This window comes from Chryseolinea serpens (assembly GCF_900129725.1).
Classification (GTDB): Bacteria; Bacteroidota; Bacteroidia; order Cytophagales; family Cyclobacteriaceae; genus Chryseolinea; species Chryseolinea serpens.
In genome coordinates this window covers 45,086-70,464 of the sequence record NZ_FQWQ01000007.1, presented here as the reverse complement: position 1 = coordinate 70,464, position 25,379 = coordinate 45,086, and the positions used below count along the sequence as shown (strand labels likewise).

The following is a 25,379-nucleotide window of genomic DNA, read 5'->3' as shown; positions in this document are numbered from 1 at the left end:
TGATCACATGGCGGCGAAATCAGGAGGTAACAGGCTGACTAAAAGAAGTGGTCAACCTCGGATAAGCGACCATCCTGCAGGACAAGGCATTTTGCGATGGCCCTTGCCAGGCCATTTATCTATTCGGAACCGTCTCAATCAATGTTTTTGCTGCGCGTGCATTGTAATCCTCCAGCTTAGGATCGGCCGGTATCAAACTTCTGGCTTGCTCGAGCGCCGGCAAAGCATCATCGCCAATGGTTTGTAGTACATTTAAGGCCTGAAGTCTCGCAAATGGATTGTCGCTTTTTAGAGACTCACCCAAGGCACGCACGGCCACCTGCTTTTCGCCAATGTTATAAAGGGCTTCCGCACCTGCTATGCGGACGGCCATTTCCGAATCTGCCAGAAGTTTCAGCAAGGATTCTTTTGCCACCAAGGACTGTTCTCTCAACACGGTACATCCAACGGCAGCCCAATAGCGCACAGACGGATTAGCGTCCGTTAACCGATTGATGATTTCGGGGAGATGTTTCACATCCCGCGAGGAGGCCATCTCAGCGGTTTCAATGATCCTGTCCATATCCTTCTCTTGTTGAGCTTGTGTGTACAATGATTCGGCGCGCTGCGCACGTTGGTAAAGGATGGCTTCCGGAATAAAACCTATATCTCTGGATTCCGTCAACCATTGATGATTGTCCTTGCGCATCCGAAGCAACACTTTCTCGTACTGCGGCTTTCCGGCAAGGTTGTTTATATTGTAGGGGTCCGCCACGACATCATATAGTTCTTCCGCCGGTTTCGGCTTCCAGAAAACCGATTGCACCTCGTTCAACCGACCCGCGCGGAATTCATTTTCCCACGACCGCGTGGACGCCGCTTGCCACAGGTAAATTAAATGCTGACCATACGGTAGATGGGGCAGGTAGTTTCGGATGTACCGGTATCTTTTATCGCGCAGGGCGCGCGACATATCAATTCGCTCGTCCATTCTTCCCCGGAAACCATAGGCATAGTCGCGCGGCGGTTGCTGTTGCGTTCCCAGAAATGCCTTGCCTTGCATGTACTGCGGAATTTTAATTCCCGTCAGACTCAATATCGTTGGCGCAAAATCAACAAAGGTGACTATCCTGTCCGTGGTCGTTCCGGCTTTATGGGGGGAAAGACCCTTGTACTTCGCCGGCAGCCGAATGACCAAGGGAACATGCAATCCCGACTCATACATAAAGCGTTTACTTCGTGGCAGCACACCACCGTTGTCGGCATAATAAAATACGATCGTATTATCGGAAAGTCCTTGGTCCTCGAGTTCCTTCAACAATTGGCCGACCTGCTGATCCATGGTTTCCACTTTGTCGTAATACTGCGCCCAATCCTCTCTGAATTCTTTGGTGTCGGGATGATAAGGCGGAAGCGGAACTTTCGCGGGATCATGCCGCAACGAATCCTGGCGAATGTGAATACTACTTTCATGCGACACCCCCAGATTAAATACGGCAAAGAACGGTTGGCTCGGTTTTCTATTTTTATAGGTAGCCTTATCACTCGACTCATCCCAGGTTTCCAGTTGATCAATCGTGTTGTAATCCTTTTTCGAGTTGTTTGTTGTGTAGTATCCTGCTTCACGCAAATACCTTGGAAAGAATTTCACAAAATCAGGGACCGGATATGTACTGCGCATGTGTTCGGTACCCATGGATGGCGGATACATCCCGGTGATCAGCGAATGACGCGAGGGTGCACAGACAGGAGCCGTGGAAAACGCGTTTGTGTATCGGACGCCTTCTGTGGCGAGCTTGTCGATGTTAGGCGTGGTGGCAAAGGCATTACCATAACTGTGGATCAAATCGGTATTGTTATCTTCACTCACAATCCACAAAATATTCGGCCGGTCAACGTTTTGTGCCATCGCCAGAAGCGAACAGAACACCGCTACGAGTGTCGACGCCATGCGAACGCAATTCAGTTTGGTGGATAGTATTTGCATAGACCTGGTGCGTTAACTCATAAGTCCCTTCTATTTCGCCGAAGTGGGGGGAGCCGTTGCCGTTGGTGGCGGTAGGGGCAACGGCAGGTAATCTTCGTTGAGAATCATCCACTTTTGAAGGTTCGCCTTTAACGTATCCTCTGTTTCTTTGTACCGTGGATCGCCCGCCAGGTTCACCTCTTCATTGGGATCGTTCTCTTCATCAAACAGTTCAAAGATATCCCTTCTTTCGGAAAACAATATGCCATCGAATTTTTTATCCAGTTTTCCTTCGGCATGAAGCTGACTAAGTTCCAACCAGAAGGGCTGAGCCGCAAAGTCCACGGGATAATAGGGAAGCTGCCACAACGCATTGTAAATCAGTTTGTATTTTTTGTTGAACACGGTTCTTCCCAAATCAAAATTCGCAGTGTTCGTCGGCAGCCCTGAACCATGCGCACCGCGAACGGCGTAAACATATTCCCGTGGCTCCGCACTTGAATTTTGAAAAACGGACTTCAGGCTTACTCCGGTTACTTCCTTCGGAACGGGCGCGCCTGCAACCGAGAGGAATGTGGGCGCAATATCTTCACCGGATACCAGCGCTTCGGTCACCTGCCCCGGCTTGATCAATCCAGGATGTCTGAAGATGAGCGGAACATGCAGGCCCGTGTTATACAACGTTCCCTTTCCGCGAAGCAACGCGCCGCCATTGTCGCCCATAAAGACAACAAGCGTATTTCTATCCAGTCCTCTTCGCTTCAGGTCGTCCAGCACGCGTCCCACTTCTCTGTCGAGACGTTGTATTTCACCGAGGTATGCCGCAAAATCCTGACGCACTAATTTCGTGTCCGGCCAAAGCGAGGGCAAGGTTAGGGTTGAAGGATCCGGCTCAAATTCTTTTGCATCAAATACCCGGTGGGAATCGCTATACCCGAGCTGCAGAAAAAAAGGCTTGCCCTTCGGAACACGATCCAGAAACTGGTTGTATTGGGCGAAGATGCTATCCATGACCTGCGAAACTTTAAGATAGTCTACGCGATCCTTAAACGTTTCGAGATGATAGGCATCATATACATCAGCCGATTCCTTTACGGCCCGGTTGCCATTTAGATGAAAATTCCTTCCGCAGATGCCTGTATAGTAACCGCTCTTTCGCAATACTTCCGGATAAGCAACGACGTCCGCCGGCAAAGGCGCGGAGAAGCGCGTCATGCGAACATCCAGCGTGGAGCGACCTGACATGATCGCTGCGCGCGAAAGTACGCATTGCGGCGCCGTTGTGAACGCGCGACTGAATCGAATTCCCTCCGCAGCCAGTCGATCAATGTTTGGTGTTTTTACATCCGGATAACCGTAGCAACCCAGGTAAGGCGCGCTATGATCATCCGAAACCAAAAAAAGAATGTTCGGGGGTTGTTGTTTGCTCTTGGATTGTGCGGAAAGTGCTGCCGGGGAGGCGAGCATAAGCACAACTAAATTGATTTTCAAAAAAGAACGGATCATTGATTTGCAGTGGATGCGTTTTGTTTGACCTACTTTAAAAACATCACCTGGCCCTCATTCAATCCGTGCCCGGTGATGTTTTGAAAAAACTGTGGCTATTTTAAGTCGATCGTTACATTGTTTATATTTCCCGTGTAGGCATAGGGAACGTTATACTTATCCGTGACCGCGGTGATCACGTCCTGGCCTACTTCAATACTTTCGTACGTGCCGATGCCGCCTCCCAATGTCCGTTTTACTTTTACTTCCCCCACTTTCTTGTCGTTGATGTATAACACAGCAGTGCCCGGGCCGGTCGGTCCGGTGGGTGCGCCGGTCACGCCTTCATAATTGTAGTCAACCCTGAACAGGTTCTTTCCGGGCTTGATGGATTCTGCAGAAGACGCATACACTTTCTCGTCGCCATTGTTATAGGCAAACCACAATTGATTCGCCTGCACATATAAGCTCAATCCGTTCGTACGACCCCCGATGGAAAGCAACACGCCCTCCGCACCTTTCGCTGGCACATTGACGTCGGCCGTGATGCTTAATGATCTTCCCCCGATCGGCGGTGCTGTGCCTTCAAACAATTGCAGTGTCCCGGGATACAAAACCAGGCGATCGCGGTTGTCGAACGCACCGAGGGATTTCTGAGGAACGGTGCCATCCTTGAGCGGATACACATTGTACTTCCAAGCCTCTGCATCAAAAAGATCCTGAAGCTCTTTCAGCTTTTCAGGGTATTTGGATGCCAGGTTGTTTCGCTCGTTAAAATCTTCATTGAGATTGTAGAGTTCCCAAACATCCTTGTCGAAGGGTTCCTTCTTCACGTGGAGTGTGCCCGCTTTCCATCCATCTTTATAGATCGAGCGCGATCCCATGATCTCGTAGTATTGAATATGATGACGGCTCGGCGCGGACGGATTGTCGATGCTGAACGCCAGGCTTGTCCCTTCGATGGGTGCCTGCGGGTAGCCGTTGATAACCGTTGGCACTTTCGCGCCGGTTAGTTCAATCGTCGTGGGAAGGATGTCAATTAAATGCGCATACTGATTCCGAATGCCGCCCTTATCCTTTATGCGGTTGGGCCAGAAGACAATCAACGGGTTGTGTGTTCCGCCTTCGGAGTTTGCATCCTGTTTCCAATGTTTGAATGGCGTGTTGGTGGCTTGTGCCCATCCGAGCGGATAGTTTGGTCTGGAGTACGCCGTGCCGATAAGATCAATTTGTGCCAGGTTTTTCTTCAAACGTTCTTCCGGGGTGATGTCCGGAGCGTAGTTACGGCTCGCGGTGCCTTCAAATGTCCCTTCCTTACTCGCGCCGTTGTCTCCGACGGAAATGATCACCAGCGTATTCTCCAATTGGCCCAAGTCTTTCAAGTGCCGGATCACGCGACCGATCTCATAGTCGGCATGGGAAAGAAATCCAGCATATACTTCCTGAAAGCGGGCGTATAATTTTTTCTCATCCGCCGACAAGGATTCCCATGGCTTAACGCCCGGCCCGCGGTCGGGCAATGCGGCGTCTTGGGGGATGACACCCAATCGTTTTTGATTTTCGATTACGGTCTCGCGATACTTATCCCAGCCCTGGTCAAATTTACCTTTGTACTGATCGCTCCAGTATTTATCAACCTGGTGCGGCTCATGTCCGGCACCGGGAGCAAAATAAAGGAAGAAAGGTTTTTCTGGCGCAATGGATTTTTGTTCTGCTATGTAGCGAATGGCTTTATCGGCAATCAGCGTGCTGAACAATTTCTTGCCGTCGGGCACAACCTTCTTGGTGTCTTCCCATAGCACCGGGAAGTATTGATCCGTAGCGCCCCCTAAAAAGCCAAAGTAATGATCAAAGCCACGTCCGGTTGGCCAGCGGTTAAACGGTCCCAGTTGTGTAGCGTGACTGTTTGGTGTGAGGTGCCACTTGCCGAGCGCATAGGTATTGTAGCCATTCTCGCGAAGGATTTCAGCCACCGTAGCTTTTTCAAACGGGATGTATCCATCATATCCCGGAGTTCCCCCTCCCGTATTGGTGAAGAGGCCCATATGAACGGAGTGTTGATTGCGTCCTGTCAGCAACGCGGCGCGCGTTGGCGAGCAAATTGCCGTCGTGTGAAAGTTTGTATAGCGCAGACCCGCGTTGGCCAGACTGTCCAGCGTGGGCGTTTTGATCAACCCACCAAAGGTGCTGATGGCGCCAAAGCCAACATCATCCAATAAAATCCACACTACATTGGGCGCCCCCGCCGGAGCTTTCGGATTTCGTTCGGGCCATGCTTGCTCGGTTTCCGTGAGTGTCTTGCCAAGCTTGCCGGTATGTTTTGGCGTTGGCGAGTGTTGGGCGTGCAGTGACGTCATCGCTCCACTGAGCAATAGCACACTTAGTCCTCTGCCCATCGCACTATATCTTCGTTTAAAAATATTTCTCTTTTTCATGTTGTACATTTTTGATGAACGCTATAGTTGATTGGTTACCTGCTGGACACATTGAATCGCTCCTTCAATTCAACCGTCACACTTTTAAGCTTACCCGTAAACTCATACGGTGCTTTATAGGTATCCGCTACGGGCGTAATAATGTCTTTGCCGATAGACAGGCCTTCAAAGGCGCTGCCCCGCGCAGGTTTGGCAATGCGGCCCTCTCCCACTTTTACTCCGTTCACAAATAAGGTTCCGTTGCCGGTGGCCTTGGCAGGATCACCATCCGATTCGAACTCATAACGCAATTCAACTTTTCCCGTGGGAAGTGCTCCTTTTGAGCTGATCACTTTTTTGTCAAGCCCATAATTATAGACAACATGCAATTGCTTGTTCTGCACAAAGAAACTTATTCCCCCCGGGCGACCGCCCAAAGAAAGCAATACGCCCTCCGCCCCCGCAGCCGGAATCTCCGCTTGGGCCGTTATCGCGAACGAGCGATTAATGAACGTGGGCACTTCCGTGATTTGAGAAATGCCGGGATAGAATACAAACTGCGACTTCCCATCAAATGCCGTTGGTGTGCGGGGCGCCGGTTCGGTACCGTCCTTCAAGGGATAAACATTGTATTTCACGGCCTCCGCGTCGAACAGTTCTCTTAACTCCTTTAACTTTTCGGGATACTTTGCCGAAAGCTCAAACCGTTCGTTGTGATCTTCATTCAGGTTGAACAACTCCCATTTGTCCGCATCAAAACTTTGACCTTTCACGTGATAGGCCGCAGCCTTCCATCCGTCTTTATAAATAGAACGGGAGCCGTTGATCTCATAGTACTGAACGGTTTTGCGGGTTGGCGCATTGGCGTTGTCGATGGAATAGGCCAGGCTTGTTCCTTCAAACGGTTCCTGCTGATAGCCATTGATGACGGTGGGAACTTTGGCACCCACCAACTCGAGTGTCGTGGGGGTTATGTCGGTGACGTGACTGTATTGCGTCCGGATGCCGCGTTCTTTGATTCGTTTTGGCCAGAACACGATCAGCGGGTTGTGGGTTCCTCCTTCTGAATTTGCATCGGCCTTAAAATAACGAAAAGGCGTGTTCGTGGCCTGTGCCCATCCCAACGGATAGTCGGAGTTGGAGTCTTCAGTGCCGATCAGGTCGATGTCCTTCAGGCTTTGCTGCAGCCGTTGCTCTTCGGTGAGGGCGGGATCATAGATCTTGATCCTGCCAAACGGTGTCCCGGCTTTGCTGGCGCCGTTATCGCCGATGGAAAGATAGATGAGTGTGTTGTCCAGTTGATGGATATTCTTCAGGAAATTTATCAGGCGACCCACTTCATAATCCGTTTGCGCCAGGAAGGCCGCATACACTTCGAAGTGTCGGATGGCGAGTTTCTTTTCATTGGCGCTGAGCTCATTCCAATGCGGCACATCCTTGTCCTTCGGAGGCAATACCGTATTGGCCGGAACGACGCCCAGTTTAATTTGACGTGCCACCGCATCTTCGCGGTACTTGTCCCAACCCTGGTCAAACTTGCCCTTGAACTTGTCTACCCAGCTCTTGTCAACCTGATGGGGAGAATGCGTTGCGCCGGGAGCATAGTAGAGGAAGAATGGCTTTTCAGGCGCCAGCGACTTTTGCTCTGCGATGAAGCTGATGGCTTTGTTGGTGAGCAAAGTCGTGATGTGCGTTTTGTTGTTGTCGGCGAGTTCAACTTTGCGCGTATCATCCCAAAGCTGCGGGTGATACTGATCTGTAGCGCCACCCAGAAAACCATAGTAGTGATCAAATCCCCTTCCGGTAGGATAGCGATTGAAAGGGCCTGCCTGTGTCAGGTCGCTGGAAGGTGTCAAATGCCACTTGCCAACAGCATAGGTATTGTAACCATTTTCTCGAAGGATGTCGGCGATGGTCGATTTTTCAAAGGGCATATACCGGTCATAACCCGGTGTCCCCGCGGCCGAGTTACTTCCGATATGAACCGAGTGCGAATTGCGACCCGTTAACAAACCCGAACGCGTGGGAGAGCATACACCATTCGTATGAAAATTTGTATAGCGCAAGCCGTTGTTCGCCAGGCTGTCAAACGTGGGTGTGGGGATCAACCCACCGAACGCCGACGCCGCACCAAAGCCGATGTCGTCGATCAATATGTAGATAACGTTCGGCGAATCGGCTTTGGCCTTCGTGAATTCGGGCCATGCTTGTTGTGTCTCTTCAAAGGTCTTGCCCAATTTGCCTTTGAAGGGCTGTAGCGGCTCCTGCTGCGCAACGGCTTGAAAGCCCGCGCCCCCGGCCAACAAGATACTGAGGGCGATGAACTTCCCTTTGCGGGTTATGTGAGCGGATAAATTTTTCATTGACTTTGAATTTTATTTGGTCTTTAATTTTGGTTCAAGACGGCTGCATCAAACTCGTCTTGCCTTTCCAGGAAAATAAGCGGCTAAAAAACGATGACGCCGGAATGACCTCATCGACATCAAACAACCCAGCTTTTTTGATTTTCAAACAGGCCACAGCCTGCGCGTTGTCTGTAGATACGCCACTAACGGATCCGTCAACAGGGTTGCATCCGAATCCCGGATACTACCCAGCGATAAAAAGGATAAACGAAGGCGTTAAGAATCAGCAACAGCAATAGTTGCTATAAGAATGGAGTAAATGTGGAGCATGCACGATCGTCCCCGGAAGGTCTGTCTTGGTTTTCATTGGACTTCAAAAATTTTATAGTTGGATTTAGCACCTTGTCCTTGGTGGCGACAGGTTGCCAGAAGTTCATCGAGCCTATTCTCTTTCTTCTTCTATAAAATCAATCCGGTGGGAAATTGATTACTCTATTAAGTCGATAGACAAATGTAGTTTATATCCATGTCGATCCAAATAATATTTTAACTTTTTTTATACCCTCCCCAATCCCTCCCGACGGTGATCAAATCGGGACTAAGGTCACGGATGGTGGTTGCTGACAATATCTTTAACGTCTCGTCCCGAACTTTACTGAATGCGGAATTGATCCCACAGGTGGACTCGTCTTCGCAGAAGCCGCAGGACTGGTAATAATTCAGAGAAACACAGGGGAGCATGGCCACCGCTCCGTCAATTGTCCTGATCACTTCGAGCAACGTTACGTCCGATGGTTTCTTTATAAAATAATACCCACCGATGTTGCCCATTTTACTTCCCAAGATTCCAGCCGTTTTTAGATCCCGCAATATTGACTCAAGAAATTTTTTAGGGATATGCTCCTGGCTGGCAATTTCCTTTATGTGCAGGAGTTGGCCAACCGGATGTTGCGCCATAAACTTTAACGCGTGCAACGCGTATTGACATTTTTTTGATAACATAACGATATTTTATAGTGGACACATTCTTCTGCAGCAAAGGGCACGCTGCCATCGGATATCATCCTTCTGGTATTCGCATAATGGATCAATAAAAGGCGAAGGAAATTCAAAAACGCAACCAGACAGCGCGATGAATTCCCTTCCCTCTTACTTATCCAACCCCATCCAAAGCCTTATACCCCGTCCGAAGAAGACGCAACCAACTTGACATCCAATTCAAAATCGTTGGCAATTGCCTTATCCCCAAGATTTTCGAAAAAATTTGTCGACCTGAATTTTATGTCATACTTCGTGCGGTCTACGGTGATCTTTGCGGTCGCCGTTACTTTTTTTCCTTCAGCCTTCACCTGGGCCGGAAACTCTACGTCGTTCACAATGCTTTTAATCGTGAGTTTGCCCTTCACCAGGTAGCTGTTATCTCCAGTCGGCGTGGCCGATGTGATGACAAAAGAAGCTTTGGGAAATTTCTCCACGCCAAAAAAATCGTCGGACTTTAAGTGCCCCAACAGTTTAGCATTCGTTTCTGCGTCTGTAATGTCGGTTACCGTTATGGAGGTGACGTCGATGTCAAAATTTCCTCCTTTCAAAGTCTTCCCGTCCCAGTTGAGGGAGCCGGAGGCGAGGTTGATCTTCCCAGAATGCTCGCCCGTCACTTTCTTTCCTTTCCATTGTAATGAACTTTCCTTGGGGTTTACTTTGTACGCCTGAACGGCTGGACGTTCTGCGAACGAAAATGCCGCAAAAGCCATTACGCCCAAGGCGCCGAATTTAAAGAGCTTGTTTCTCATAGTGTTTAGGTTTAGGTTAAAATTTCATTGAGTCATTAATAAATACTGAGGCAATTTTTTTTCACCCACATTGCCGTGGCCATACGTCCATTGAATAAAAATTGGTGGTGTAACTAACAACAACAGTCAGAGACTGTCGTCAAAGAATAAGACAAAAATAGTACTAAATTTTATTTTCAAAATATAAAATCTATTATTTCTATAGATTTTATATTTTTTAACAAACTTCTTATCTTTCGGAACCATCGGGTTGATGTATTTATACGCATGAAAAGAAAATTTTTAGGGCTGGCACTGCTGGCCTGGATCGCAGGTTGTTCACCAAAGAAAGAATTTACGCCGGAGGAACGCCAGGCTTATGAGGCTTCGCTCAACGCCTGGCACACGCGGCGGCTGGAAGATGTAAAGGCACCGGACGGATGGCTAAACCTCGTCGGACTCTACTGGCTTGAACCCGGTCCGAATACATTTGGCAGCAGCGAAAAGAACAACATCGTTTTTCCGAGTGGAAAAATCGCGGAGCATGCCGGTTATTTCATTGTGCAAGACAATCGTGTTATCCTGCGGGCAGATAATAACGTGACCATTACGGTGCACGGAAAGCCCATAACCACAGAACAAGTTGTCTTTCATCCCGACTCCAGTGCCATCATCGTGGAAAGTGGATCCTTGCGGTGGAACATTATCCGGCGCGACACCAAACTCGCCGTTCGCCTGCGCGACCTGGATAGTGAAGCAACAAAATCCTTCGCCGGTATCGAGCGCTACCCGGTCGATCCGGCTTTTCGCGTAGAGGCTGGGTTCGAAAAAGCGGATTCGTCGCGCACCATCGACATTACCAACATCGTGGGGCAAACGACCGCCCAACGGTCGCCCGGCACGCTGGTGTTTGACTTACTGGGTAAAAAACATCGGCTGGATGTTTTGGAGGGAAACAAAGACGAGTTCTTTGTCATTTTCGCGGACGTCACCAGCGGCAATGAAACCTATGGAGGAGGCCGCTTTGTTTATGTGAAAAAGCCCGTAGCGGGCGAAGCGGTCTACATCGACTTCAACAAGGCCTACAACCCACCGTGCGTATTTACGCCCTATGCCACATGTCCCCTGCCGCCCCGCCAAAACGCGTTGACGGTGGAAGTGAAAGCCGGCGAGAAAAATTATTCAGCCGGGAGCCACTCCGGAAACGCAACGGTCTCTGTCCACTGATCTGGGGTGGACAAAGGCCGTTGTGTTTTATTTTTTATGAATAGGACGGAACACGAATAACGCTCTTGGAAAAGCGTTCCATTTCTTCCAACTGCGGGCTGCATTGCAGCAGGAAAAAATCGACACCAATGTCTTCGTATTGACCGATCCGGTCCGCCACAAATCCGGGTGAGCCCACCAAACCGGTGCGCAACCCACGATTGGACACCGAATATTCCTCCAGAGAAACCTGCTTCTCCAGTTGTGTGCCGGCCAGCCACTGCTGATAATTCTTGTAGCCCGCGGCAAAGCTGTTCACGTTCGTGATGCGTTCCAGTTCTTTCTTTACTTCCTGATCAGAATCCCGGATGATGGAATAGGCGGCCACACCAAATTTCATGGGAGGCAGTCCATGTTTCTCTCTTCTCCGGCGCATGTCGTCGATCCGTTTGCCGATCACCTCGGGAGCATCTCCGTGCATGACATACCCATCGCAACGCTGTGCGATCAGTTCCTTGGCGGCTTCAGATTCTCCGCCGGCATATAGGAACGGCCGTGGTTTGGATATGGGCTTGGGTTGCAAGATCGTGTCATCCACTTTGTAGTACTTGCCTTCAAAGGTGAAGTTATCCTGCTTCCACAGGTGGTCCACGATGTGAAGCCATTCGGCCGTGCGGGCATAGCGGTCGTCGTGCTGTTCAAAATGAACACCGTATTTCCGCGCCTCATCCTGCCACCACGACGACACCACGTTGAGCGTGAGCCGTCCGTTGCTGATGTGATCGATGTTTGCCGCCTGCTTGGCCAGCAACGCGGGCGAATGAAACGTGGGCCGGACCGCCACCATGATTTCAAGCGTGCTGGTCACGGCCGCCAGGGCCGCCGCCGTGCTCCAGGCATCCAGCGATGGGGCGGATTCGCCTTTGATGTCGTTGAGGTTGAGCTCGGCGATCAGCGTGGTGTCGTAGCCAAGCTCTTCGGACCGTACCGCCAATTTTTTCACATAGTCCCAGGTGGGCGTCATGTTTTCGTCTTCGACATTGCGAAGCCACCCGCCAAATACGGGTAACCAATATCCAAATTTCATAAGGCGTAGGCGGGTTGAGTTTGATAATGTTTTTGAAGGCGATATTCAATGTAGTCGACGAAATTTTTATACGGGTTAAAGCCGACAACATTCACGGCATCGGCCACAAAATTGGATAACGCGTTGATGTCGTAGAAATACGCTTGCCCGTTGCGGCCGTCCACCAAATATTCGATGCCGCCCACGTCGATGCCTGCCGTCTTAAAAATCTTTTCGGCCTTTTGCACCAACTCCGCGGGCGGTGTGTAGCCCTCCACCTGGATGCCTTTTTTAGGAGCTTCCGTTAAGCATGCCTGGGCATCGTTTGGATCGGGAACCTGGCAAAGTTCTGCCGGGCACAGGTTAAAACTTTCGCCCGTCGTATGCACTTTGATGGCATATAGAAATTTTCCATTCAGTGTTTCAATCCTCACAATATGATTACCGGCGGGGGCGATGTACTCCTGCACGAGCGCGGTGTGATCGATGCCCAAATTGATCTGGCCCTGGTCTACTGCTTTTTTCAACCCATCAAGGGTATCGAACCGGACGATGCCCGCGCCGCTTCCGCCGATATTCACTTTTATGACCACGGGAAATTGCAACGTCCTGGCTGCCGGTTCAAGCTGCGAAATATGATTGACTACTTTGGTTTTTGGATACAAAACGCCTAGCGAGGTGAGCAACGAAAGTTGTTTGGCCTTGGAGCTTTCAATGTTTTGAGCGGCTGCGCCGTTGATCGTGGGCACCCCGATGCGCTCCAGGTGCGCCAGATAGTTGGCAGCGTGGAATATGCCTTGCGTGTTCCCCCGCAAATAAGCAGAAGAACTCATCCGGTTCACTACCAGGGAATAAGGCGACTCAATTTCAGCCGGATTGTACGAATGCTCGGCGGCATTGATGCGGACGTAGGGAATCTTGCGTGATTCCAGTTCTTCAAATAGTGGTTTGAACCAAACGGGATGTTCGTAAAATATCCCGATGGGTTTCTCTGCATGACTAGACATGGAAGATAAAATTTATAGTGAAAGTTTGGTTAATGAGGTTCTTGCATTAAAATCACCCGTTTTCTTTTGAGCAGGCATTGTCGTGTTTGCCCAATCCCCAGGCAAATAAATTCAAGTATTTATAAAATCTATAGATTTTATATACTTTTTGATGAGCGGCAGCCTCCGGGTTACAAAACCGCATGGGCCGGATGACTCCGCAGAAAAAGCAACAGGTGGTCGTTGAACTCTTTGGCCTGCTCCACCATGGGCATGTGCCCGCACTTATCAATGAACTTCACCCTGCCGTTGGGCAGCAAGTCGTGAAAATGGAGCGCCGCTTCAGGTGGTGTTATTTTGTCCTGCAGCCCCCAGATCAGCAACACGGGATGGCGGATAGTCGTCAAAAAAGAAGAGACGTTTGCGCGCCGCGAAGAGAGCGCCAGGTTCCAGAGGCTGATTCTCCTGGGAATGTTGTGAACCGAGGTGTAGATCTCATCCACCAGCTCATTGGAAATCAGCTCGGACCGGTAGCATGCCTCCAGAATTTTGTTGTGCACGTCGCGGTAGCTGCTTGTGCTATTCCTCGCATTGAGCACGGGAGAGTTTTCCTTTGATCCTGCGCTGGCGGTGAGTACGAGTTTGTGCACGTTGCCGGGATGGAGGTGCGCATAGAGCAGGGCTACCTGTCCTCCGAGGGCGTGGCCCACCAGGGTAACATTGGTGAATTGATTCCACTCGATGAACTCGTGGAGCAATGCTGCCAGGTGTTTGATGTTGGCTTGTTCCACCGGCAGCTCGAACAACGGGAGGCGGGGCACGATCACCTTGAAATCCTCCTTCAACGCGTTCACGACGGCCTTCCACATGACGTTGCTACCGAACAATCCATGCAACAGGATGACGACAGGGCCCGCGCCCGTGTTGGTGAAGGATTGATTGTACAGCGGCGGATTTCCGTATTTCATAGCGTTCAATCAAACACCGTTTGTTTCGTTAAGAAGCTGATCGATGTCCTTATTAAAGGCATCGATGAATTGCTGGTAATGTTCGCCGGTAGCCGGCCCCGTAAACCCGGTATGGATTTTTCGCACCTTGCCCTGGCGGTCTATAAAGATGGTTGTCGGAAAAGACAGCACGGCATTCAGGGCCGGCAGTTTCGTTCCGGCTTGCGCTTTGTCGGCCAGGCCGGCAAAAAGTATATCGTATTGTACATCGAAATGTTTGATGAATTTGCCAATGCGTTCGCGGGCAAAATTCAGATCGTCTTTTCGTTCAAAGCTCAAGCCTACGATCTCCACGCCGCGTTCCCTGTTCTTTTTATACCACGGAGAAAGAAAGGCCGCCTCATCGACACAATTGGGACACCAGGTTCCCTTGATGGTCACCACCACCACTTTACCTTTATACTTTTCATCTTCCAACGACACGGGCTTGCCGGTCAGATCAGGAAATGAAAATGAAAGTTTGTCATAGCCTTTTTGCAAATACGTTAGCGAATACGGATCGGGCAGTTTTGCTGTGTCGCTGCGAACAGCTTCCAGCCTAACCTTACCGCCAGGCGAAATAAAATCACCAAACAAATGCCGGTCGTCCACCAATTTTGCCACCAACAACGAAGGATTTGAGCCGCCGAAGCCCGACAGCTTGAGGCTATCGCCATCTACAACACCCTGCAGATAGCGGTAGTCGCCCGTTGTAGTCAGAATTGTGCCGGTGACGAGGTTTCCCTTTTGTTGCAAAAGGCCGACCGTGTAGCGCGCTTCGTTTTTTTCGTTGATCAGGTTAACAGACCATTTTCCCTCCAGCGCAGCAGTGCTTTGATTTTTTACGTCGAATCTCGACGTGTCGCCGCGTACGGCCAGAAAAGGTATGCCTTGTCGCGCCACTTGATTTTTCCGGAAGTACCCTTTCAACGTGTCGTCCTTTATTCGCGCTACCAGGATGGCGTCATACACCTCAATGGAAATCAATACGGAATCGCGTTGATACTGCACGCTGTCCAGGGCGGTTTTTTCCTTGCCGTTCACCAGGAAAACTTTGATCGTCCCGGCCGTGTCGTCTTCGACGCTGAAGTTGAACGGTATTGGTTTGTTCTGCGTGGTGAACACACCGCGATATCTTCCTTCTTCCAGGAGTTGAGGCTTATCCTTGCAGGAAAGCAGCAAAACGTTGAGCAGGATCAATAGAGTAGCAAGGCTTCTGGTTTTCAAGTTCATGGGTTAGCGCTATAGTTTCTGTTTTTCTTATGGTTGTCCTAAAGAATAGATCGCTTCTTTCCGGCCACGCGGCTCAGGGCGATGATGTAGGCGGCGATACGCGGGGAAACGGCATAACGCGAGGCTTCCGTAAAGACGTTCTGAAAAGAAGATTCCAGAAACACCTGAAGCTCCCGGTTCACGGTATCGATGCTCCAGCTTTCGTTGTTGGAGTTTTGCAGCCATTCAAAGTAGGAAACGATCACGCCACCGGCATTGGCCAGAATGTCGGGCACCACCAGGATATCTTTCAGATCCAGTATTTCGTCGGCTTCGGATGAGGTTGGTCCGTTTGCTGCCTCCACTATTATTTTTGCCTGGATCTCGTCGGCGTTTTCCTGGGTGATGACATCTTCTTTGGCCGCGGGGATGAGCACATCCACCGGAAGGGTGAGCAATTTTTTTCCGGAGATAGCCCCAGCGTTGGGATAATTTCTGATCGAATCGTTATTCAACCGGCTATAAACGATGAGGTCATCGATATCAATTCCTTCCGGATGGTAGAAGGCGGCGCTGGCATCGCTCACGGCAACAACTTTCAGTCCGTGCTGATGCAGAAAATGGGCGGCGTGAAGTCCCACGTTTCCAAAACCTTGTATCGCCACAGAAGCTCCGGAAATGTCTATTCCTTTTTTGCGAAGCGCCAGCAGGGTAACGATGCTCACACCCCTGCCCGTGGCTTCTACGCGGCCAAGCGATCCGCCGGCGTGTATGTGTTTACCGGTAACAACGGCATAGATAGGCTTGCCGTGGAGAATGGAAAACTCCTCCATGAGCCATCCCATTTCGTCGGCACCCGTGCCCAGGTCGGGCGCGGGCACGTCTTTGTCGGGGCCAAAAATATCGATGAGCGCTTTCGTATAGCCTCGCGTGAGCCGTTCCAATTCTGTTTTAGAATATTTTTTTGGGTCGACGACAATTCCTCCCTTGGCACCGCCAAACGGAAGTCCCACCACGGCCGACTTCCACGTCATCCACGCCGCCAGTGCTTTCACTTCGTTCAGGTTTACGTTGATGTCGTAGCGGATGCCGCCCTTGGATGGACCCAAGGTCGTGGAATGGATGATGCGATAGCCTTCGAAGGTTCGCTCCCTTCCATTATCTAACAGCACGGAAAAATGAACCTGAATTTGTTTGGCCGGCTTACGCAGCTTTTCGCGCGTGTCTTCCGGAAGGTCCAAAATTTCTGCGGCTTGTTCGAAGCGCACCAACATGGATTCATAAGGATTGCCCGAAAAAATATCGATCGATGCGAGTGGTGAGGACATTGGTTTTCCTGTTTTGTTAAAAAAATAAAGTATACCGCCCGTACGTATCTGTATGGGCATTTGGGCCCGGTGAAGTCAGGCTATGAGATCATGAGTGACAACAATGCAATGGGGCGGGGTGACGGCGTTTGCGTTGGTTACCCGGTAAAAATCCGGAAGCTGAAAATGAAAATTTCTTGTTCATGATTTCTCTGATTTATATACCCTTTGGTGGCAGGATTTAGCACTGACCCGGGTTTCAAACCTGGAAGTTGCTAGGGGTTCGCAGAGCCTGTCTCTCCCCCCTTCTGTATAAATTCCGCTGTAAAATTATAGAATAAATTTTATTTAAACTATAATCTCTATAGTTTTAATAGACTTTTTTATAACTTGACCCACTGAACAAAAGTCTCAAAGCTTAAAAACGCAAACGGCATGGCTACTACAAAACAAATAGGTCTGGTTCTTTTGGTCGTCCTGTGTGGAAATGCATATGCCCAGACAAAGGTTGACGACGCCTTCATCATCGAAAACTACTATAAGGTAAAGTGGGGCTATGCCGAAGAGTTTATCGCGCTCTATAAAAAAAATCATTACCCGTTATTAAAAAAAGCGCTGGAGAAAGGCGATCTGCTCTCCATTACAATCGAGAAGCCCCGGCAGCATGCCACAGAAGATGGCCGTTGGGATTACCGTGTAACCCTGAAGTTCAAAAACGCTCAGGCCGCGTTCGATCCCAACCTGACGGAGCCTTACAAAAAAGAGTTATATCCCGACCTGGAAAAACTCAAGCGCGAAGAGCAACATCGCTTCGAGTTGCTCGTGGCCCATTGGGACATTGAAGTCCAGGCGATTGAAGCCGACAAATAACAGAACCAACCCTAAACTTAAAATCTATGCCCAGAATATTACCCCTGGAAATTGAAAAAACACCTACCGAAATCAAAATTTCCTACAGTCAGCATAAGCTCCTCTTCAACGGACGCATCACCAACATGAAGTCTACGCTCGGCCACTCGCTAACGGCCTTCAAGGCCTACATGGAATGGTATCCGCTCTTTGAGGAGGTGAAGAAAATTTTGGGGCAAAGGCTTTCGCCTTTGTTTGCCTGGTCGATTTCGGAAGCCTCGGACTGTCCGTTGTGCAGCACTTACTTTAGAAAAATCATTATCGAATCGGGCGAGGATCCTGAAAATCTGGTACTCTCGGAAACCGACCAGGCGATAGTGTCGTTTGGCGCGGCCATCGGCAGAAATAAGGGCAGCGTACCCGACGAGACATTTGATGCTGTGGCGCAACGATTCACCCCGGCTCAACTGGTGGTGCTCACCGCCTTTGCCGGCATCATGATCGCCACCAACATCTTCAACAATGTGCTTCAGACCGAAATAGACGAATACCTTATTCCTTTTGCGCGCGTGGGTGAAGTCGTGGAGAAATCAGGCGCGCTTCAATCAAACCTGTTCAAAAACGTATAACCATGTCGTTAAAAGGAAAAGTCGCATTCATTACGGGCGCGGCACACGGCCAGGGCCGCGCCACAGCCCTTGCCCTGGCCAAAGAAGGCGTTCACATTGCGGCATTTGATATTGCCAAGCCATTATCGTATCCGGGTTATGCACTCGGAACCGAACAGGACTTAACAACGCTTAAACAGGACATCGAAAAGCTTCGTGTGGCATGTCTTATATTTTCCGGAGATGTTCGAAGAGATGCCGAGGTAAAAACAGCGGTTCACGAAACACTTTTCCATTTCAACCGCATCGACATTCTCTTTAACAATGCCGGCATTTGCGCCTACGGACTGGCCCATGAACTATCGGAAGAAGCCTGGGACGCCATGCTGGACATTAACCTGAAGGGCGCCTGGCTCACGGCGCGCCATGTGATCCCGTCGATGATCGCCCTGAAGACCGGGAATATCATAAACAACTCTTCCATCGCCGGCCTCCGGGGCATGAACCGCCTCAGTCACTACGCCGCCTCCAAGTGGGGATTGGTGGGACTGACAAAGTCGTGGGCCATCGAACTGGCACCACACAACATCCGTGTGAACTCCATCCACCCCACCGGCGTGAACACCCCGATGAACGATGGGCTGGCGGCACTGGAAGGAAAAACACCGGCACAAATCGCGGAAGCCTCTGCCGGAAATTTATTGCCAGTGCCCTGGATTGAACCCGAGGATGTGGCGGAAGCCGTGCTCTACCTGGTGTCGGACAAGGCCCGCTTTGTCACGGGATCGCAGTTCGTACTCGATGCGGGACTGCTAACCCGTTAGGCTATGTCCATCAAGGCGCGGCTAAACACCTTCGACCTCACCATGATTGTGGTGAGCGTTGTTATCGGAACGGGAATCTTCCGCACGCCTGTAGAGATCGCGCAAAAAGCGCAGGTGCCAACCATTTTCTTCCTGGCCTGGATTGCCGGCGCGGTGATCAGTTTTTTCGGAGCGTTAACGTTGGCCGAGGTGGGCTCCCGCTACCCGGCAGCGGGCGGATTCTATAAGATCTTTTCACATTGCTATCATCCGGCCTTTGCGTTCATGGTGAATTGGATTTCCGTGATCGCCAACGCAGGATCAAGCGCATCGGTAGCCATTATGGGCGCCGAATATATCAACCCACTCCTCTTTCCAAACCTCGCACCGGAAGCCGGCATACGCATCACGACGATAGCCTCCGTGATCCTTTTGTACGGCATCAACCTGGGTGGCATAAAGATGGGCGCCAGGACGTTGAACGTGCTCATGGTCATCAAGATCGCCGTCTTGGTGCTCATGATTTCCGCCATGTTCATAAGGCCTTCGCATCACGACGCTGCCGTGGCCCAGGCGCTCACCGGCAACGATGCGTTGAAAGCCTTCTGGCTCTGTTTTGTCCCCATATTCTTTACTTACGGCGGTTATCATCAAACAATGAATTTCGGAAGCGATGTCCCCAACGCGAATCGCACGATGCCGCGTTCCATTTTTTTTGGTATGGGCCTCGTGCTGGTCCTTTATCTCCTGGTAAGCATTTCATACGTGAACGTTTTGGGATTTGAGGGGCTGAAGCATTCTCCTGCCCTGGCGGCAGAAATAACGGCAGTGATCGTTGGCGATTATGCCGCGGTGTTCGTCTCCATCATCATGTTCCTGGCCGTGCTGGCCTACGTCAACGCCTCACTGCTATCGAACCCGCGCGTATATTATGCCATGGCAGAGGAGAATGTTTTGCCCGCGGTTTTCAAAAAGGTGAATGAAAGAACCCAAACGCAGGAAATTGCGCTAACCGTCTACGTGGCCATCATCATCCTGTTTCTCTTTACCTTGTCGTCGTTTCAAAAGATATTGAACTATGTCATGTTCTTTGACAGCATCGGGCTCATCGCTGCCTGCGCTGCCGTGTTTGTTCTGCGCCGGCGGGCCAGGCGGGCAAACGTGCACGATGTGGGAATCTACAAGATGAAATTCTATCCCTGGCTCACCCTTATTTTTATTGTCGGCTATGCCCTGGTCAACGCCAGCGTGATGTACTTCGAACCGGGCACTGCATTTGTCGGCTTTCTCCTGTTCATGGCGGGGTATCCTCTATATTATATCTTACAAAAAGTGTTTAAAAAACCGGCGGTCGCCTAATGTTTATGTTTACGCCTCCCGAAGGCGTTGCTTTTCCAGCCGTTCCTTCAAAAAATAAAGTCCTACGCCAATGCCAATAACACACACGCCACCTAAGGCCATTTGCCATCCGGTAGAAAGTAAGATACAGCACCACATGACAATGGCCAGATAAACCGGCCAGGGAAAGAAAGGCATTTTGTAGGGGAAGTTTGCAGTCTTCTCTTTTCGCAACATCAGCAGACCAACCGCCTGACCGATGAATTGCACCAGGATGCGCATCGCCAGAATGGCGCTGATGACATCGCTTAGTTTGAACAGCAAGCTGAATACAAAAGCAATGCCTCCCAAAAAAAGCAACGAGACATGGGGAAAGTTTCCTTTGGGGTGCGTACGGGCAAAGGCCTTAAAGAAGGCTCCGTCAACGGCTGCGGCATACGGAATGCGGCTGTAGCCGAGCGTGGCGGAAAAAACAGAAGCAAAGGCCACCACCAAAATAAGATAGGTTATGGCCGTGGCGGCACCGGGCCCCAGGAGCCGAAGCATGAACAGGCTTACCACATGATCGCTGTTCTTGGCCTCCTGCCAGGGGATCACGCTGACGATGCTGATGTTCATCAGAAGATAAAGAATCGAAATCCCACCTATGGACATGAACATGCTCTTCGGAATATTACGGGAAGGATCTACGATGTCGCCGCCAAGGTGGCAAACATTGTAATAGCCCAGATAGCTGTATACGCTTTTCACAGAGGCAAATCCCAACGCTGCGGCAAATGAATAACTTACCGTCAGACCGTCGTTTAGGTGGGACAGCGGTTGAAGGATATTGCCATGCACGAACCCGCCCAGAATGATCCAAAGAATGGTGCCCATGACGGCGATCCATAAGAACACGCTGATCTTTCCGATGACTTCGATCCTTCGGTAAAGCAGAAAAATGATGCTCAACACTACGCCACCACTCATCAGCTTCGTTTCAACAACGGAAAGTGGAACGAGATAGGAAAAATAGGCTGAGAACCCGATTGCCGCCGAAGCAATTACCAACGGAGCCTGGATCATGGTCTGCCATACGAACAGAAAACTCATGAGCTTGCCCAAGCCTTTATTTTTATAGGTCTCTTTCAGAAAGTTGTATGAGCCCCCCGCCAAAGGAAAGGCCGCGCCCAATTCGCTCCAGATCGTGGCATCCACAAATGACAACACGGCTCCGGCAATCCAGGCATACAAAAAATAGGGACCGTTCATAATGGAGATCACCATGGGTAGTGTTATGAAGGGTCCGATACCCACCATATCGGTCATGTTTATGGCCGTGGCCTCTAGCAATCCCAGGCGGCGCGGTGGCAAAACATCAGGCATCGAAGTATGTAAAGGTGGAGATCATAGAACAGCTTTAATGATCCAGGAGAACTGAAAATTATCCGTTTTCGTTCAGCATCGACAATTTAACATCTTGTACGGAAGACGTTCCAACCCTTTAAAAACCATTTATGGAAATCTTCCGTTTATTTATCTATTAAATCTATAGACTTTCATACTAAATCAAAATTCGTCTATATTTGCAGCCTTATCCCCCGATAAAAAATGAACCATCATTTCCATCAATATTATTTAGAGACCTTGTTTTATGCTGCACCCAACACCATGATGCAGTTTCTTACCATCCACCAAACAACGTGCAACGCCACACGGGACTGTTGCGCGAAGATCATTTGATCGATTTACACCTCAGGCCGGACCCACCAAGTGTTACTATAGTTACCCACCAAAAATTTAGTAGTCATTGTCCTTCTGAAAGTATATCAGGGCATATGCCCATTGAAAACGATTTCAAACCTAAATACTTTCTTCTATGAAAAAATGTACTTGTTAATTTCCGGGCCCGGGCGCTGCTGCTAGTTCTCACTCCGCAGAAGAAGAATTCGGGTTATCATCCTTTACCGGCTTTCCGGTTTTGTCCCTTTTTTATTTCATACGACAAGCGCTCCTCACAAAACCCGTGAGACGGACCCGCTTTGTCCACACTTTAAACAATTGAATCATGAAAAGAATACTACTCTTTTTTGGCCTGCTCGCCTCATCACTCTATGGGTATGCGCAAAACCCGGCTGTCGTGCGCGGCCGGATAACCTCATCCGAAGACGGCACGGCTTTGCCAGGCGTTAACGTGCTGGTGAAGGGAACCTCCACCGGCACATCGACCGATGCCGATGGAAACTACAGCATTGCCGTCCCGGCGAAAGCCACGCTGTTGTTTAGCTTCATCGGATATCTGACACAAGAAGTAGCGCTAAGCAATGACCAAACCGTTGCCAACATCGCCCTGGAAGCGGATGCCAAGGAGCTTCAAGAGATTGTTATCGTCGGCTACGGCGAGCAGTCGCGCAAGACGCTGACGGGCTCACAAACATCGGTTTCCTTCGATGAGCTAAAGTCGACCCCGGCGCCCAGCCCGGATCAACTCATCCAGGGAAAAGCTGCGGGTGTGCAGGTAACGGCAAACTCCGGCGTGCCCGGTGGAGGGATCTTCATTCGCGTGCGGGGCACGAACTCCATCAACGCCAGCAACGACCCACTGTACATTGTGGATGGCGTTTTCATCAACAACAACAATCTTGTCCGCACGGGATTAGGAAACCAGGTGGCCTCCAACCCATTGGCCGACATCAATCCCTCCGACATCGAATCGCTGGAAATCCTAAAGGATGCCAATGCCACCGCCATTTACGGTTCGCGTGGTGCAAATGGCGTGGTGCTGATAAGGACCAAGCGAGGAAAGGCCAATTCGCGTTCGCGGATAAATTTCAATACGTACCAAGGTTGGTCGTGGGCTCCCAAAAAATTCAAAGTCGTGACGGGGCCTGAACTGGCCACCCTCCAGAACGAAAGGTTTCTCAACGATGGTGGCAGCCCGGAGCTGGTCCCGTTTCGCTCAAAGGCTTCCGGTGGATCCGGACTTCCTGAAGAGCAGCCAACCTATGATCGCATCAGCGATGTATTTCGTACGGCAAGAACCCGCAGCTACGAATTGTCTGCTTCCGGTGGCAATGACAAAACGCAGTATTATATCGGAGGCGGTTACTTTAACCAGGAATCTATTGTGAAGCCCTCGGAGTTTGATCGTTACAGCCTGCGGATCAACCTGGACCAGCACCTGAACGAACAGGTAAAAATCGGAACCAGTACCGCACTGACGCGCACGCACCGCAATGTGAGCAGCAACGACAACAACCCGGTGGGGGTGATCAACTCGGCTCTGTTCCCGAAATCCAACCTGCCCGTGTTTAATGAGAACGGAACCTATGCCAAGTACGGCAGTTTCGACAACCACCTCGCGTTGATCGACAACTTGAACAACAACGCCACGGGTACCCGTGTGATCAGCAATGTATTCGGGGAATATGCCATCACCGAGAACCTGACGTTTCGCACCAGCTGGAGCATTGATTTCAACGACATGTACGAGAACAATTACAACAACACGCTGATCCTGGCGGGACAACCGAAGGGCACGGCAACCTCGGCCTTGTCGCGCGACGTTACCTTACTCAACGAACAGACACTGACCTATTTAAAAACCTGGGACAAACTCAGCCTCCAGGTGATTGCCGGGAACACCATTCAAAAAAACACCTACCAGGTTACTTCCCTTAGCGGCCAGCAATTTCCCACAAACTCTTTAGAGACCATCGCGTCGGCGGCTACCCAGACCGGTACGTCAACAAAAGCAGAGTCTGCCTTACTTTCTTATTTTGGAAAGGCCAGCGCAACGTGGAACCAACGCTATACACTGGATGCCAGCTTCCGCGCCGATGCGTCATCACGCTTTGGCGTTTCGAACCGTTGGGGCTATTTTCCCGCTGTGGGTGCGGCCTGGCGCTTGGGTGAAGAACGCTTCATCAAAGACCTGGGGATATTCGACGAGCTGAAACTACGTGCCAGCGTCGGGAAGACCGGCAACCAGGCGGGCATCAGCGAATATGCATCGATCGGGTTGTGGCAAGGTGGCAACAACTATACAGACTCGCCCGGAACGGCGCCGCTGCAGTTGGCCAACCCGAATCTGAGTTGGGAAGAAACCCGTCAATGGAACGTGGGATTGGATCTTGGCTTCTTCCGCGACCGGCTCACGTTCGACATCAATTATTATGACAAGTATACGTCGGGATTGTTGTTGAATGTTCCGGTTCCGTTGAAGTCAGGTTACTCTTCCCTGCTGCAAAACTACGGTGCGGTGAGCAACAAAGGATTTGAACTCACCGTCACCGGCGACATCATTCGCAGTGCCGATTTTCAATGGACCAGCAGCTTCAACATTTCCACCAACAAGAATAAGATCGAGAAACTTGCCGCTCCTTTCACGGCAGGTTCGCGGGATATATTCCGTTTGCAGGAAGGCATTCCGCTGTATTCCTTTTGGATCTATAAGCAATTGTATGTCGATCCTCAGACCGGCGATGCCGTGTACGACGACAAGGGCAACGACGGCATCACGGTGGCCGACCGGCAGATCGTTGGCAATGCCTGGCCTGATTTCTATGGTGGCTTCACCAATACGCTCCGCTACAAAGCCTTTGATCTGAACGCTTTCTTCTATTTTGAAAAAGGCGCGCAGATCATGAACATGAACCGCTTCTTCCTGGTGCATGGCGGAACACAAAGCAACATCGGCTACATACCCGAACAGCTTGAGCGCTGGCAGAAGCCCGGCGACATAACCGACATTCCCCGCATGACCACCGTGGCGTCTTCCAACAATTATGGAGGAACGGTTCAAAACCTGAGCTCCCGCTACCTCGAAGACGGTTCGTTTATTCGCTTGAGAACCGTTAGTCTTGGCTATAACGTACCCAAAGCCTTACTTTCCAAATACAGGGTAGCCTCCCTCCGCTTGTATGTGCAAGGCACAAACCTGTGGACCGGAACCGGCTACTCGGGACTAGACCCAGAGGTAAATTCCCAGAGCGGTGTTGGCAACACCAAAAATTTTGACTGGGCAACGGTGCCTCAACCCCGCACCGTACAGGTGGGATTAAACATCGGACTTTAAAATT

Annotated in this window: 18 protein-coding genes and 2 riboswitches; of the genes, 6 read left to right on the top strand and 12 right to left on the bottom strand. The window is 50.4% G+C overall.

Features of this window, described 5'->3' with window-relative positions; genetic code table 11:
- Window positions 1-115 precede the first annotated feature (115 nt).
- From BUB30_RS34345 to BUB30_RS34315, 6 genes are all read right to left on the bottom strand, one after another.
- Window positions 116-1,966 (bottom strand): sulfatase-like hydrolase/transferase, encoded by a 1,851-nt coding sequence (locus tag BUB30_RS34345; protein ID WP_084138559.1) that lies wholly within the window; start codon window positions 1,964-1,966, stop codon window positions 116-118.
- 30 nt (window positions 1,967-1,996) lie between these two features.
- The gene (locus BUB30_RS34340; RefSeq protein ID WP_221408841.1) at window positions 1,997-3,436 is read right to left on the bottom strand and encodes a sulfatase family protein; all 1,440 of its coding nucleotides are present in this window, start codon (window positions 3,434-3,436) and stop codon (window positions 1,997-1,999) included.
- A gap of 110 nt (window positions 3,437-3,546) precedes the next feature.
- A complete protein-coding gene (locus tag BUB30_RS34335; protein WP_073143628.1) occupies window positions 3,547-5,865 on the bottom strand; it encodes a sulfatase family protein in 2,319 nt (772 codons plus the stop codon).
- A 35-nt stretch (window positions 5,866-5,900) separates the two neighbouring features.
- A complete protein-coding gene (locus BUB30_RS34330; protein WP_073143579.1) occupies window positions 5,901-8,207 on the bottom strand; it encodes an arylsulfatase in 2,307 nt (768 codons plus the stop codon).
- A gap of 342 nt (window positions 8,208-8,549) precedes the next feature.
- A riboswitch (SAM riboswitch) is annotated at window positions 8,550-8,657 on the bottom strand.
- Window positions 8,658-8,735: 78 nt separating this feature from the next.
- Window positions 8,736-9,191: an RrF2 family transcriptional regulator gene (locus BUB30_RS34320; protein ID WP_073143575.1), complete on the bottom strand. Its 456-nt coding sequence runs from the start codon at window positions 9,189-9,191 to the stop codon at window positions 8,736-8,738.
- 173 nt (window positions 9,192-9,364) lie between these two features.
- A complete protein-coding gene (locus BUB30_RS34315) occupies window positions 9,365-9,979 on the bottom strand; it encodes a YceI family protein (protein WP_073143574.1) in 615 nt (204 codons plus the stop codon).
- A 267-nt stretch (window positions 9,980-10,246) separates the two neighbouring features.
- Between BUB30_RS34315 and BUB30_RS34310 the strand changes: the two genes are divergently transcribed.
- Complete coding sequence (locus BUB30_RS34310) at window positions 10,247-11,185, top strand: DUF1684 domain-containing protein (RefSeq protein ID WP_073143572.1); 939 nt, start codon at window positions 10,247-10,249, stop codon at window positions 11,183-11,185.
- A 34-nt stretch (window positions 11,186-11,219) separates the two neighbouring features.
- On the opposite strand, the gene BUB30_RS34305 is transcribed toward BUB30_RS34310, so the two are convergent.
- The 5 genes from BUB30_RS34305 to BUB30_RS34285 form a co-directional block, all read right to left on the bottom strand.
- On the bottom strand, window positions 11,220-12,251 hold the full coding sequence (locus BUB30_RS34305; RefSeq protein WP_073143570.1) for an LLM class flavin-dependent oxidoreductase: 1,032 nt from the start codon (window positions 12,249-12,251) through the stop codon (window positions 11,220-11,222).
- Window positions 12,248-13,237, bottom strand: coding sequence for an ATP-grasp domain-containing protein (locus tag BUB30_RS34300; RefSeq protein ID WP_073143569.1), 990 nt, complete (start codon window positions 13,235-13,237; stop codon window positions 12,248-12,250). The genes BUB30_RS34305 and BUB30_RS34300 overlap by 4 nt, the downstream gene beginning before the upstream one ends.
- A 170-nt stretch (window positions 13,238-13,407) precedes the next feature.
- Window positions 13,408-14,184: an alpha/beta fold hydrolase gene (locus BUB30_RS34295; protein ID WP_073143567.1), complete on the bottom strand. Its 777-nt coding sequence runs from the start codon at window positions 14,182-14,184 to the stop codon at window positions 13,408-13,410.
- A gap of 9 nt (window positions 14,185-14,193) precedes the next feature.
- The gene (locus BUB30_RS34290; protein WP_073143565.1) at window positions 14,194-15,435 is read right to left on the bottom strand and encodes a peroxiredoxin family protein; all 1,242 of its coding nucleotides are present in this window, start codon (window positions 15,433-15,435) and stop codon (window positions 14,194-14,196) included.
- 38 nt (window positions 15,436-15,473) lie between these two features.
- Window positions 15,474-16,742, bottom strand: coding sequence for a Glu/Leu/Phe/Val family dehydrogenase (locus BUB30_RS34285; RefSeq protein WP_073143564.1), 1,269 nt, complete (start codon window positions 16,740-16,742; stop codon window positions 15,474-15,476).
- Between the two features lie 193 nt (window positions 16,743-16,935).
- Window positions 16,936-17,040: riboswitch (SAM riboswitch) on the bottom strand.
- Window positions 17,041-17,156: 116 nt separating this feature from the next.
- On the opposite strand from BUB30_RS34285, the gene BUB30_RS34280 reads away from it, so the two are divergent.
- From BUB30_RS34280 to BUB30_RS34265, 4 genes are read left to right on the top strand one after another with little or no spacing between them, the layout of a single operon-like run.
- Window positions 17,157-17,591: a hypothetical protein gene (locus BUB30_RS34280; RefSeq protein WP_073143562.1), complete on the top strand. Its 435-nt coding sequence runs from the start codon at window positions 17,157-17,159 to the stop codon at window positions 17,589-17,591.
- A gap of 26 nt (window positions 17,592-17,617) precedes the next feature.
- Complete coding sequence (locus BUB30_RS34275; RefSeq protein ID WP_073143560.1) at window positions 17,618-18,199, top strand: carboxymuconolactone decarboxylase family protein; 582 nt, start codon at window positions 17,618-17,620, stop codon at window positions 18,197-18,199.
- Between the two features lie 2 nt (window positions 18,200-18,201).
- A complete protein-coding gene (locus BUB30_RS34270; protein ID WP_073143559.1) occupies window positions 18,202-19,002 on the top strand; it encodes a mycofactocin-coupled SDR family oxidoreductase in 801 nt (266 codons plus the stop codon).
- Between the two features lie 3 nt (window positions 19,003-19,005).
- Window positions 19,006-20,340: an APC family permease gene (locus BUB30_RS34265; protein WP_073143557.1), complete on the top strand. Its 1,335-nt coding sequence runs from the start codon at window positions 19,006-19,008 to the stop codon at window positions 20,338-20,340.
- A gap of 9 nt (window positions 20,341-20,349) precedes the next feature.
- On the opposite strand, the gene BUB30_RS34260 is transcribed toward BUB30_RS34265, so the two are convergent.
- Window positions 20,350-21,684: an APC family permease gene (locus BUB30_RS34260; protein ID WP_073143555.1), complete on the bottom strand. Its 1,335-nt coding sequence runs from the start codon at window positions 21,682-21,684 to the stop codon at window positions 20,350-20,352.
- Between the two features lie 682 nt (window positions 21,685-22,366).
- Here BUB30_RS34260 and BUB30_RS34255 point away from each other — a divergent pair.
- A complete protein-coding gene (locus BUB30_RS34255) occupies window positions 22,367-25,375 on the top strand; it encodes a SusC/RagA family TonB-linked outer membrane protein (RefSeq protein ID WP_073143554.1) in 3,009 nt (1,002 codons plus the stop codon).
- Window positions 25,376-25,379: the final 4 nt, after the last annotated feature.